The 11799-nt window shown below is 50.1% G+C and carries 10 protein-coding genes; 6 read left to right on the plus strand and 4 right to left on the minus strand.

The window, feature by feature from the left end:
* Nucleotides 1-13: 13 nt before the first annotated feature.
* On the plus strand, nt 14-526 hold the full coding sequence (locus tag NHM04_RS05670) for a hypothetical protein (protein ID WP_254266027.1): 513 nt from the start codon (nt 14-16) through the stop codon (nt 524-526).
* Entirely contained in the window at nt 523-1248 is a 726-nt protein-coding gene (locus tag NHM04_RS05675) for a hypothetical protein (protein ID WP_254266028.1), read from the plus strand. The genes NHM04_RS05670 and NHM04_RS05675 overlap by 4 nt, the downstream gene beginning before the upstream one ends.
* A gap of 365 nt (nt 1249-1613) precedes the next feature.
* Here NHM04_RS05675 and NHM04_RS17325 read toward each other — a convergent pair whose 3' ends face one another.
* A complete protein-coding gene (locus tag NHM04_RS17325) occupies nt 1614-1739 on the minus strand; it encodes a hypothetical protein (RefSeq protein WP_256527293.1) in 126 nt (41 codons plus the stop codon).
* Nucleotides 1740-2853: 1114 nt separating this feature from the next.
* On the opposite strand from NHM04_RS17325, the gene NHM04_RS05680 reads away from it, so the two are divergent.
* Nucleotides 2854-3948 carry a glycoside hydrolase family 43 protein gene (locus tag NHM04_RS05680; protein ID WP_254266029.1) on the plus strand — a complete coding sequence of 365 codons (1095 nt, stop codon included), beginning with the start codon at nt 2854-2856 and terminating at the stop codon, nt 3946-3948.
* Between the two features lie 390 nt (nt 3949-4338).
* Here NHM04_RS05680 and NHM04_RS05685 read toward each other — a convergent pair whose 3' ends face one another.
* The gene (locus NHM04_RS05685; RefSeq protein ID WP_254266030.1) at nt 4339-6258 is read right to left on the minus strand and encodes a Cache 3/Cache 2 fusion domain-containing protein; all 1920 of its coding nucleotides are present in this window, start codon (nt 6256-6258) and stop codon (nt 4339-4341) included.
* Nucleotides 6259-6478: 220 nt separating this feature from the next.
* Nucleotides 6479-6985 carry a hypothetical protein gene (locus NHM04_RS05690; protein WP_254266031.1) on the minus strand — a complete coding sequence of 169 codons (507 nt, stop codon included), beginning with the start codon at nt 6983-6985 and terminating at the stop codon, nt 6479-6481.
* 328 nt (nt 6986-7313) lie between these two features.
* On the opposite strand from NHM04_RS05690, the gene NHM04_RS05695 reads away from it, so the two are divergent.
* From NHM04_RS05695 to NHM04_RS05705, 3 genes are read left to right on the plus strand one after another with little or no spacing between them, the layout of a single operon-like run.
* Nucleotides 7314-7865 (plus strand): paraquat-inducible protein A, encoded by a 552-nt coding sequence (locus NHM04_RS05695; protein WP_254266032.1) that lies wholly within the window; start codon nt 7314-7316, stop codon nt 7863-7865.
* Nucleotides 7852-8469, plus strand: coding sequence for a paraquat-inducible protein A (locus NHM04_RS05700; protein WP_254266033.1), 618 nt, complete (start codon nt 7852-7854; stop codon nt 8467-8469). Before NHM04_RS05695 ends, NHM04_RS05700 begins: the two co-directional genes overlap by 14 nt.
* Nucleotides 8462-10786: a PqiB family protein gene (locus NHM04_RS05705; RefSeq protein WP_254266034.1), complete on the plus strand. Its 2325-nt coding sequence runs from the start codon at nt 8462-8464 to the stop codon at nt 10784-10786. Before NHM04_RS05700 ends, NHM04_RS05705 begins: the two co-directional genes overlap by 8 nt.
* A gap of 78 nt (nt 10787-10864) precedes the next feature.
* Here NHM04_RS05705 and ylqF read toward each other — a convergent pair whose 3' ends face one another.
* A complete protein-coding gene (gene ylqF / locus NHM04_RS05710) occupies nt 10865-11797 on the minus strand; it encodes a ribosome biogenesis GTPase YlqF (protein WP_254266035.1) in 933 nt (310 codons plus the stop codon).
* Between the last annotated feature and the right edge of the window lie 2 nt (nt 11798-11799).

Consider the following 11799-nt stretch of genomic DNA (forward strand, 5'->3'; position numbering starts at 1 on the left):
AAGGACTAGCAGTATGGAATGGGGAAATACACCAAGCAACAAGCTAGAACCCGAAAATCAAGAACAACTCTACCCACCCTCAAAGCTTTGGACGATTCTCGCCACTAGCTTTGGGTTACTGCTCATTTTGGGGTGCACAGGGCTGTATTACCAACTGAGACAGACACAGGCCGAACTAGCAGAACTCAAAAACGAGAATAAGCACCTGAAGCTAATAGCCGAAGATCGCAACCGCGAGATTTTTGATCTACGGAAAAAGGGCAATTCAGGGGCTACAAAAAACCAAACAATCCCTAAGCGACTTACCATACAAAATCATCAGAGCAAGAAAGAAAGCAAAGAGAGAAAATCATCATATAAACCCGCACCCGAAGGAAAAGAATGGGCGACCAGAGTTGGAACCTACCGTGCCCTGGATAGCTACACCCAAGACAAAAAATCACTTCAGGAGTGCATGGGAGAGAAAAAATCCATCGACCCATCTGTAATTAGATGCATGAATGAAAGAGATACAAAAACGCAATGAAAAGGTTCGATTTTTTTGTAGGAGGAATACTAGGAGTCATAGGATTAGGGATATCCACGTTGATGTTTTTGACTATATACCACTGGAATTCACTATACATAAACATAGACAACTGGAAAGCAGCAGAAATATTAATATCATCAGGAATAACTATAGCTGGTTGGTTTATCGCCATGAAAATGGCCATAAATCAATTGGAAACATCACACAAAAACAACATAAAAGCTCAAAGAGAAACAGCAGCGATTAATGACAAGCTTAAAGCCATGAATGAAATGGCGGAATATCTAAAAGAGGCAGCACTAATAGCACACAACCTTTCAATTTCAGTCTACAGTGCTAAAAGCTCAGCAGAGGAAGAATCAAAAAATCATCACATAATCACTCACCTAGTTTCAGCACAAAAGCATAAAGATAAACTATTGGATAAGTGGCAAGAAATATTCATGCAGGACAGCATATTAAAGTACCACAACGTAAACATTAATATTGAAAAATTTAAAAACCTTATAATAGATAACTTCTACGGTAAAATATGCGCATGGGGTAATCTTCAAGAAACGGGAATAAATTATCAATCAGAAAAGGGAGGAAATCAGGAAAAAATTATAATTATGTCATCAAGGATGTTTGATGTATCTCTAGAAGTTTTCAAGGAGTGCGCAAATCTTATACCTGAGTTAAGTCAAAGAAAGTCGCTTATTGACGAGCATGGCCACTGACCACACATTAAAAAAAACGAAAGTACAAAACAGGCTTACATGAACTTCACGCCGTAAAAGATAATATCGCAATCTCAAGAAAATAAGTATCGAATCTTGGAGAAGAAAACTCACCAAATACATTGTGATAAAAATAGGGTTTCTTAGCCCATAATATTTTCACAGGAGCCCCCAATCCCTTGGGGGAAAACCTTAACTAAATACTAACGTTTACATCCATTTTTGTCACAAGTAATGGGACCTGAAGAATTAACCCAATGCGATGGATGTTCTTTGGTATCAAAACCGCAAGCTGTTTTTCCACCTTTCGTGCCAGAATGAACTTCGTTGGTAGGCAAATGTTTAACTGTCATGATTAGTCACTCCTATTTTTTAGGTTTCTTGATGCGTTCAACGACAGTAGTTGCTGGCCGCCGCTTAGCTTCAGAAACAGGAATGAACTGACCAGTACGGGCGTCACGTCCAATTGAGCGAGATTTAGACTTACTCATAAGGAATATCCTCAAATAAAAGTTTAAGTAACGTTGGTGTCACAATTGAACTTCTATCGGACTTGAAATAGCTCACCACTAAAGTAAACTACAGGTTCTAATCTCTTGCAGGAGATTACCCTTCTATCAAGTTACTACTCGGACTTGGTAGAAGGGACTTAGACAAGAACCTCGCCTTCCAGAATCACCAACGTCCATAAGATAACAACGAGACGTGGATTTTAAAACCAGCCAAAAGCACTAGATATAGTAATCTCCGAGTAAAAAATCACATCATAATGGGTTATTCCTGCGTATTTTGGTGTTTTTTGTTGTATTTAGACAGTTTTTAAAACCTTTAAGAATAAAAAGCACCTCAGAAAACCAAAAATAATCTATAAAAAGTTTCGTAATGCGATATAAACCATAGAAAATAATTACCAAAATCGAACCAAGAATAAACGATTTCAAAGAATTAATGAGTTCAACTGTGTTCGTAATGGCCTGATTTTATTGTATTTGTGGCTTTATAAGGTGCGCCACAAGGGTCTCATAATGCTGGGGTCGGCGGTTCAAGTCCGCCCCTAGCTACCACATACAAATTAAAAAGCCCCTGTAGGCCGAGCCTACAGGGGCTTTTTAATTTGTATCGATTGTAGATACGGGGCTGGGCGCAGAACCGCCCCCGGTTCACCCATTGCGACTAAGCAATGGGCAACGAGCGCAGCGAAGCCCGAAGGGTCATAAAACACCTTAGTGTTTTATGATTCACCCGCCCCGGGAATCCTCTGCCACAACTCAATTAAACACTCCGTTCCAAGCAACAGTTTTTCGTTTTGAATCACCCGTAAATATAAGAGTTAAAAAACACCCCAACACTTTGCAGCCCAAATTGAAACACACACTAAGTCTGCATTTTTACTTTAATCACTAGAGCTGAAATGCAAACCTCACCACTACTCGATCAACCTTCACTCACATGCCGACTAATGCGGATCGATCGCACAGAAACCCATCAACCCCATAAACCAGCAACCTCCCACAACTTTCTTGAAACCACTCACACCAGCGGGTTAATCTTGCTCCAGCTGCCAATTAGCAGCGCGTATTTGATAAAAAGAAACGGTATCTATCTATGTCTATGCCCAAGCTTAGCGCTCTGTTTTTCGCGCCCTTTCTGTTTGCCAGTGCACAGCAGGGAACCTCCGCCGAATTGCCCACCAACACCCCAGCGTCTGCGGTGCCAGAGAAGGAGGTTCATCACGTCGACACGCTTAACATTCACGACCCGGCGGTATTGGCAGACCCGGTCAGTAAGCGATATTACGTGTACGACAGTTTCCACTACGGCCACCCGCAGGAAAACCTGGCCTCGCCCAATGGCCGGGCTGGGGTCGAGGTATTCTGGAGTGAGGACTTGGAGCATTGGCATGGACCAGAGCTGGCCTATGACTTTGAGGAAGATTCCTGGGCCAATACCAACCACGCGCCCTGGGCACCGGAGGTCGCTTTCTACGAAGGCAAGTACTACCTGTTCACAACCTTTCATAACTACGACGAAACCATCGGCGAGGCCGAAGAAGGTCGGCCACCGCTGGTACGGCGGGCATCGCAAATTCTGGTCAGTGACAGTCCGCGTGGCCCCTTCAAGCGCTTTGCCAATAAACCTCAAACCCCAGCAGACGAGATGGCGCTGGACGGCACCCTGTGGATTGAAGACGGCCAGCCCTGGATGATTTATTGCCAGGAATGGATTCAGGCCGGTGATGGTTTGATTAAAGCCATTCGCTTAAGCGATGACCTGACTGAAAGCATCGGCGAGCCCATTACTCTGATTAACGCCGGCGATGTGGAATGGACCGCGAAAACCAGCCGCCACGAGGGCAAAGACATTCGCGCGGTTGTGACCGATGGTCCCTGGCCCTATCGCAGTAAAACCGGCGAACTGATGCTGCTGTGGTCCAGCTGGAATAAAGACAAAGAAAAAGCCTATACCACTTCGCTGGCCTATTCCGACAACGGCAAGCTGAGCGGCAACTGGACCCATCGCGAAGAGCCACTGATTGCAGGGGACCGAGGTCATGGCAACATCTTCCGCAGCTTTGACGGCGAACTGATGATCGCCCTGCACCGCTACTTTAAACAGCCTTATACCCGCCTGCAGATATTCGAACTTGAAGATCTGGGGGACGATTTGGAAATTGGCGAGCAGCTATACGGTCACCCTTGAGGTAAAAAAACTGTTCACGTCGAAGCTAACTGCGGCCAGAGGAAAGCTTCGATGTGACACCTATTCTCGAACCTCCACCATCGCACTACCAGCAGCAACAGAAAACAAACTATTCAAGCATAAAGCGAAAGTCGAGCACGGAGAAATTCAAGCCAGAGAACAGGCCTGAGCAGAATATTTGGCTTTGGTTAACTTACAAAAATTTAAGACCAGAAGCGGGATATTCTAGTTATGGATTGTGTGCGTAACGGGGCTGTTTACGCCGCCCCAAAAATATTCGCAACGTTCTACGCCTTTCTCTTTGTAGCAGGTCTACGCACAAGCCCGCTCGGCTAGCAGGAAATTTAAACTCCAATTTATTGCAACTCTTAAACTTGTTCGGTTGTTTTTTTAAATCCGATACTCATCCAACTGCCGCTGTAATTGTTTTGCCAAAGCCGTTAATGAGTCGCTGGCGCCACGGGTTTTATCAGCCTGGGTTGAGGTCAGCTGCGCATTGCGGCGCACATCGTCAATATTCTGATTGATCTCATCGGAAACCTGGCTCTGCTCTTCTGAGGCACCGGCGATTTCAGTATTGAGAGCGGAAATTTCCATCACTGCCCTCATGGTGCCGCCGATGGACTCGCCGGACTCTATCGCTTTTTCCGACAGGCCCGTTGCTAAGTCCTTGTTTTGTGCCATTTTGCTGGCGGCGGCCTGGGCGCCACTTTGCAGCTGCTCAATCTGCTCGCGAATATCCACAATGGAATTTTGCGTGCGATTGGCCAGCATGCGCACCTCATCCGACACCACGGCAAAACCGCGACCGTGCTCGCCGGCACGGGCCGCCTCGATGGCGGCGTTGAGCGCGAGCAAATTGGTTTGCTCGGCAATGCCGTGGATTACATCCAGCACCCCGGCAATCGCGACACTGTGCTCGCTGAGATTGTTCACCGCTTCGGCGCACTCAAGGGTGCGATGGGTCAACTGCTCAATAACCACGATGGTTTCTTGCAATGTATTCTGCCCGGCACCGGCCTGCACGCTGGCGTCTTTTGCCAGCTGGTCGGCGGTACTGGCACTTTGTGCAACGTTTTGGGAGGCTAACACCATTTGCTCCATGGCCTCGGCAACCCGAGCGATACCTTCTGTTTGCTCTTCTACCGATTGGCTGGATTCTTCGGCCACTTGCGACAGGGATTGCGCTGACTCTAAAAGTTGCGCAGACGAGCCCCCCAGCGCGCTGATGGTGTGCTGAAATTTCTCCATAAGCGCGTCGAACCCGTCGGCCACTTCGCCAAACTCATCGCGGCTGCTGCTGTTTAGTCGCACCGTTAAGTCACCATCGCCCTGGGTAATACGGCGTATGGCCGCGATCAACTGCCCCATAGGGCGCGCCACTAAAAAATTGGCCAGTGAAATCACCAGTATGATCACCAGTACACCCGCAAACACAACGACCCCGGCCACTTTTGCCATAACCTGCCAGATAAGATGACTTACCTCGGTATCTGAATAGGCCGCAACGATACTGTACCCCCAGGGGTTAAAAGGCATGCGAATGATATTCCAGCCCTCGGAATTCGCGAGTACCGCATCAATCTCGCCCGAGCTGTAACTATCTGAATGCATACGCACCCGGTTCTTATCATCCACTATGGCGACAAAGCCGTCTTCTAAAATACGCGCGTTTGCCACTTCGTTTTCTAGCTCGGACAAGTCGGCGGAGTAGCCCACGTACCAAATGCCTATCACATCCCCCTGGGAATCCATCATGGGAGCGTAACCTGTTAAGTAAGGTGAGCCCAGAATATCGACCTGGCCATAAAACGCCCGCCCTGCTTCAATCGCGCGGTAAGCGGCACCGCCCGGGGTGAGTATGGTGCCCGTTGCCCGCTGCCCCTCTTTTTTCACATTGGTCGAGACGCGCACATAGTTTTCGCCATCGTGGACAAACAAAGTAGCGGTGCCGCCCATATCGGCGGTCAGTGCATCCACCAACTCGTAGTTATTGCTCTGCTCCATTTCGCCCAGATATAACTGAGGCACTTCTCGCTCGCCCACCCAGACCGGAAAGCCAAGAGCCGGTTGCCCAATGGCCTGGCCGCGCTTAATCAACACGCTCATGCTGCTTTTTACACGCTCGGCCATTATCGAGTCAGTTACGGTTAGCAAGCGTAAACTTTGACGGCTCATTTCGCGCGCGCGCGCATCGGCATCCTGCTTTATCTGTCGAGACTCCAGCATCCATATTGCTACCATGGCGACCAAAGTGAGAACCAAAACCAATAACACCAACCAAAATGCGAATTTTTTGTTAAGAGACATGGGCTAACCTAAAAACGGAATCAGACGGGCTTGTGAGCAAGCTTTCGGCCAAAGTACAAAAAACTCCAACAAATTTTAGGATAGCTGTTTTTAGGCGAATTGAACGCGGGTGGGCGTTAGGCTTTTGCCCCAACAAGGGGCAAAACCGGTCCACATAGAAGAAAACAGCACCGCCATGGTCTAGCTCTGGCGATGGCCATAAATGACCAAAGCCAGGGGCTTAATACAGCCCCACTTTAAGCCGCTGGTAATTGCACTCGTGCGCACCGCATACTTCAGCAAAAAAATAGACATTTTGCGGGACTTCGTACACCACCTCTAGCATATCGACCACCGGGCCATTTTCGCAGAACAGGGTAAAATCCTGGTTGTATTGACACAAAGCATAGCCATCCAGGTTACAGTGCTGGCCGGGCCCGCACCCGGTTTCGTACACAGGGACGGCATCGGCAATATAGGGGGTTTCGCTAACACTTAAATAAAAGCTGTAATAACGCGAAAATCTCGCCTGCCAAAACACCTCAAATACACCGGCATTGACAAAGGGATCAATCGCTAACGGGGCGTCGGGCGAATAGCCGCTGTCTACGCCGTAGCTATCGATTACCACAAAATCGGTCAAAGCCTGGGGCGGTGGAGGAGGGGGTGGATCGTCGTGATAGGCTTCATTACAGCCTGCGAGCAGCAATAATCCAACCGTAGCTGAAAGTAGATTTATCATTCTCATAGCAGCGCCCCTATTAACACCTGAACCACAAGTCTAGACTGGCCGGACTGAACCTTTGCTGAACCTAGTGGCACTGCTTAACGGTGTGTCTTAGAACGGGTACAGGGCACCTAAATGTGCCCTAAGCGTTTAGCAACGCCTTTGTCTTTTGTGGTATAACCACATAGTTTTTGCGGGCCTTGAGCGGCCAGCGTGGCCTCACTAACCTTGGCAGCGACAAAGGAATTCACTCTCTCCCTGATTTATGACTCCTGCAAACCTAGCGCCCACTAACCACGCGGTAACCTGCGCCTGCAAAGACTGCGATCTGCTCGTCACGGTGCCGGCGATGCAAAAACGCCCAAAGTGCCCACGCTGCGGCTCAGCCCTGCCTGGCGCGGCGCCGCTTAACCCCAGCATCCCTATGGCGCTGGCGTTAGCGGGGTTAATTATTGCAATACCCACGCACGTATACCCGCAAATGAGTTTTGGCCTGGTGGGCGCCCCGAATACCTACACCCTACTGGGCGGCGCCTGGCGGCTGATGGACATGGGTTTTGTCTGGGTAGGTGCCTTGGTGCTGCTGTGCACGGCCGTTGCACCAGTGTTTTTACTGGCGGTGGTATTTGCTACCTGCAGCGCCTGGTTTCTGGGCGCCCGAGTCTCGCTGATACACTTGGGGCTAAAGCTCTATCACCGTATCGCACCCTGGGTCATGCTGGATGTGTACCTGCTGGCGGTGATTGTCTCAATGGTAAAACTGGTGGACATGGGCAGTTTTGAAATATCCACGGGGTTTATCTGCTTTTTGTGTTTGCTGGTATTGCTGGGCCTCACTATGGGCCAGTTTAATACCGACCGATTCTGGGATTTAACGGAGCGCCAGCATGCGCGCGATTGATAAGCACCTTGCCCTGTGCCATACCTGTGGCAAGCTTTCACGGGTAAGTAGTGGCCACACGCTATTGTGCCCACGCTGTCATAATCCGGTGCATCTGCGTGACCCCTTTGCCCTGTCGCGGGCCTGGGCTTTTACCATTAGCGCCTTGGTGGCCTTTATACCGGCAAATTTTTATCCGATTATGACGGTCGTGCAGATTGATAAAACCATTCCCAGCACCATTATGGCCGGGGTTATCGATCTGGCCAAAAACGATATGCTTCCCATCGCCATTGTCGTTTTTATTGCCAGCGTGGCGGTGCCTGTGTTCAAACTGGTGGGTATTATTTTTTTACTGCTGACAGTGCAGCGGGCAAAACCGATCAACGCTTCGCAAGCCACGCGAATGTATCGCTTTATCGACTTAATTGGTCGCTGGTCCATGTTGGACTTATTTGTGATTGCCATTTTGGTAACTCTGGTGAGCTTTGGCAAACTCGCCAATATTGAAGCAAATATAGGCGCGACAGCGTTTGGCGCAGTGGTGGTGCTCACCCTATTGGCCGCCGAAAGTTTTGATCCGCGCCTGATTTGGGATTTACAGGACAAACACAAGAATGACTAACGACAACGAGCAGTTTGACGATGCCATCCCCCTACACAGCGTAGACAAAAAGCGCGGTGTCTCGGCCGTGTGGCTATTGCCCCTATTTGCCGTCATTCTGGGCGCCTGGCTTACTTACAAACACTTCACCGAGGCCGGTGTAAGCATAGTGGTGACATTTCCTACCGGCGAAGGGGTAGACGCGGGAAAAACCGAGGTGCGCTATAAAGGCATTCAAATCGGTACGGTTACCGAGCTGGATGTTCACCCGGATTTACAAAGTGTTGCCGCGCAAATCGAGCTGAGTAAACAGGCCGAAACAGCCCTGCGTGAGGACACCCAGTTCTGGCTGGTAAAGCCCGAGCTTTCGCTGGGCGGGGTGCAAGGTCTGGACACTCTGGTTTCAGGTAATTACATCGCTATGCGCCCCGGGCAAAGCCCCAACGCTCGCTATGTGTTTAAGGCCCTGGAAGAAGCGCCGCCGCCGGAGCTCACTCCGGGCGATCTGGAAATCCGTCTCTCGGCGCCCAATTTGGGCTCACTGCATGCGGGCTCCCCCATTCACTATCGCAAACTGCAAGTGGGTGAGTTGGTGGACTATGCGCTAAGCGACGATAACCGCAGCGTTATTTTCAAAGCCCATATCGATGCCGAATACGCCCACTTACTCAACAGCAACTCACGCTTTTGGAACACCAGCGGTGTTTCTATTTCGGGGGATTTAAACAGCATCAACGTTAACACCGATTCGCTGGCATCCATTATTTTGGGGGGTCTGTCCTTTGCCGAACCAGAGGGCACGGAACCTGGCGAGCCGGTCATGGACAATCAGGTGTTTAAAATTTACCCCAGCTACACCGAAGCGGACACAGGCATAGAAATAGACATTCAATTTAATACCGCCGAGGGATTAAAAGCGAACCACACCGAAATTCGCTACAAAGGCCTGACCGTAGGCAAGCTCAAAACCCTGGATATGAAAGACGACTATTCAGCGGTTAACGCCACAGCCAGCATTAACCCGCTGGCCGATGTACTGCTGAATGAAACCACCGAATTTTGGCTCGCCACCCCGACTATTTCTCTGTCACGCATTTCCGGCCTGTCTACCCTGCTGACCGGCTCCCATGTGGAAATGGAATTTACCAGCGAAGGTGACACCCAGGTGCGTGAGTTTATCGCCCTGCAAGAGCCACCCGCGCCGCGCAAAGATAAAGACGGACTTTACCTCGAGCTGACCGCCGAGGGGCTCGAGGGCATTACCCGTTCAAGCGAGGTGTACTACCGCAATGTCAGCATCGGCAAGGTGGTTGACTATCGTCTTAACGAAGATCAAAGCAAAGTGATCATGGACGTGCATATCCCCCCTAAATTCGCCCCGCTTATCACTCAAAGTGCACGTTTTTATCAAAACAGCGGCGTTAACATCAGCGCCGACTTGAGCGGTGTGAACATCAACACCGAATCTCTGTCCAGCATTTTGCGTGGCGGTATCGGCTTGTACTTACCCGAGTCTGCCAAGGATGCACCCGCCGCGGAGAACAAAAGTCGCTTCGCCCTGCACGCCTCTTTGGCCGAGGCCAAAGATAAAGGGCCAGTTATTCAGGTAAGTTTTACCGACAGTGATGGGTTAAAAAAAGGCGCGGAGCTTCGCTATCTGGGCGTTGCCATTGGCGAGGTGGAAGACATTACCCTCAACCATCCCGAGCCAGGTATTACCGCTTATATTCGCCTGCGGCCCGAGGCGCAGTCGCTGATTGTGCAGGGCACCGAGTTCTGGCGTGTTAAACCGGATATCAGCCTCAAAGGTATTAACAATTTGGGCACCATTGTATTTGGCCAGTACATCGCTATCGAACCTGGCCAAGGGGACGAATTAACCTACGAGTTCCACGGCCGCGAAACGCCTCCCGACGACTACCTGAGTGAAAATGGCCTCTCGCTCACCTTGCAAGCGCCTTCATTGGCGTCAATTAAAGAGGGCCGTTCGGTGTTCTACCGTGAAATTCCCGTGGGTGAAGTCACAGGCTTTGAACTGGCGCCCAAGGCTCAACATGTGAATATTTATCTGCATATCTATCCCAGCTATGCGCCGTTGGTGCGCAGTAACACGGTATTTTGGAATGCCACAGGCATCGCCTTTGACTTTGGCTGGCTCTCGGGCGCGAACCTGCGCACAGGCTCAGTACAATCACTGCTCGCAGGCGGCATAGCCCTGGCCACCCCGGATTTACCCGGCGAACCGGCAAGCGATGGAAAAGTATTTACCCTGCACGATGCACCACAGAGCGAGTGGAAAAACTGGACACCGGAGATACCCTTGAGGGCGAGCAATTAATTTACGAAATTCACATAAACGGCGAGGCTGTTAAAAACACTCGCCGCTTCTGCCGAATGAAAGCTGAACAAGCTAAGGTTAGCTATTTTTTCGCCGCCGCTTTCTCCTTGCCGCTTTGTCTTTTTCTTTTTGTTCCGCCTTGAGCTGTGCAAGTTCCTTTGCCTCTTTGACTTCAGCGGCTACTATATCTGGCGTTTCCAGGCTGATGCGACCGAGGTTGCCACTGCGAAAATCATTGACGAATAACTGCGACACTTTATTTAAGTCGGCGCGCCCCCCTGCCCCCAGGCAACCGCGCCGAGCGGCAATCAGTTCAAGCACTTCCAGTTCTGAATCCGGTAGCTCTTTTAAACCGTAGCGCTCAATCAATGCCTCGGGGTAATTCTTGCGAATGTAGTCGGCACCAAAAAAGGCAACGTCCACATAGTCGAGCGCGGTGTCTTTAATCGCACCGGTCAACGCCAGGCGGTAGCTGCAATTGCGCACTTCTTGTTTGGGCCAGAGAATACCCGGGGTGTCGAGCAACACAAAGTGTTCGTCAATATCAATGGTTTGCTGGCGCTTGGTGACCGCCGGTTCGTTACCGGTTTTTGCCACCGCTCGCCCTGCGAGTGTGTTGATCAGGGTGGACTTACCGACATTGGGAATACCCAGAATCATCGCTTTAAGCTTTTTTAAACCGCGCGTTTTCTCCGGCGCCAGCTTGCGGCAAAGCTCTGGTAAGGTATGTATTTTGGCGGGCTCCTGCGTACTAACGGCCATGGTCTTGGTTTGCTTTTGCTCATCCAGATAGGCCTGCCACAAAGCGATATTGTCAGGGTCTGCCAAATCGGATTTAGTCAGTACTTTCACCACCGGCTTTTCGCCGCGCAGGCTGGCAATCAGCGGGTTTTCGCTACTAAAAGGGATGCGCGCGTCCAGCACTTCTATCACTAAATCTACTTTGGGCAGAACTTCGCGCATTTCTTTCTGCGCTTTGTGCATGTGCCCCGGGTACCACTGCAACGTCATGG

The sequence above is a fragment of the Gilvimarinus sp. DA14 genome, from assembly GCF_024204685.1.
Lineage (GTDB): Bacteria > Pseudomonadota > Gammaproteobacteria > Pseudomonadales > Cellvibrionaceae > Gilvimarinus.

Excerpts from the sequence above, each read along its gene's own strand:
- NHM04_RS05670 (WP_254266027.1), top strand. The coding sequence starts at position 14 with ATGGAATGGGGAAATACACCAAGCAACAAGCTAGAACCCGAAAATCAA.
- NHM04_RS05675 (WP_254266028.1), top strand. The coding sequence starts at position 523 with ATGAAAAGGTTCGATTTTTTTGTAGGAGGAATACTAGGAGTCATAGGA.
- NHM04_RS17325 (WP_256527293.1), bottom strand. The coding sequence starts at position 1,739 with ATGAGTAAGTCTAAATCTCGCTCAATTGGACGTGACGCCCGTACTGGT.
- NHM04_RS05680 (WP_254266029.1), top strand. The coding sequence starts at position 2,854 with ATGTCTATGCCCAAGCTTAGCGCTCTGTTTTTCGCGCCCTTTCTGTTT.
- NHM04_RS05685 (WP_254266030.1), bottom strand. The coding sequence starts at position 6,258 with ATGTCTCTTAACAAAAAATTCGCATTTTGGTTGGTGTTATTGGTTTTG.
- NHM04_RS05690 (WP_254266031.1), bottom strand. The coding sequence starts at position 6,985 with ATGAGAATGATAAATCTACTTTCAGCTACGGTTGGATTATTGCTGCTC.
- NHM04_RS05695 (WP_254266032.1), top strand. The coding sequence starts at position 7,314 with ATGCAAAAACGCCCAAAGTGCCCACGCTGCGGCTCAGCCCTGCCTGGC.
- NHM04_RS05700 (WP_254266033.1), top strand. The coding sequence starts at position 7,852 with ATGCGCGCGATTGATAAGCACCTTGCCCTGTGCCATACCTGTGGCAAG.
- NHM04_RS05705 (WP_254266034.1), top strand. The coding sequence starts at position 8,462 with ATGACTAACGACAACGAGCAGTTTGACGATGCCATCCCCCTACACAGC.
- ylqF (WP_254266035.1), bottom strand. The coding sequence starts at position 11,797 with ATGACGTTGCAGTGGTACCCGGGGCACATGCACAAAGCGCAGAAAGAA.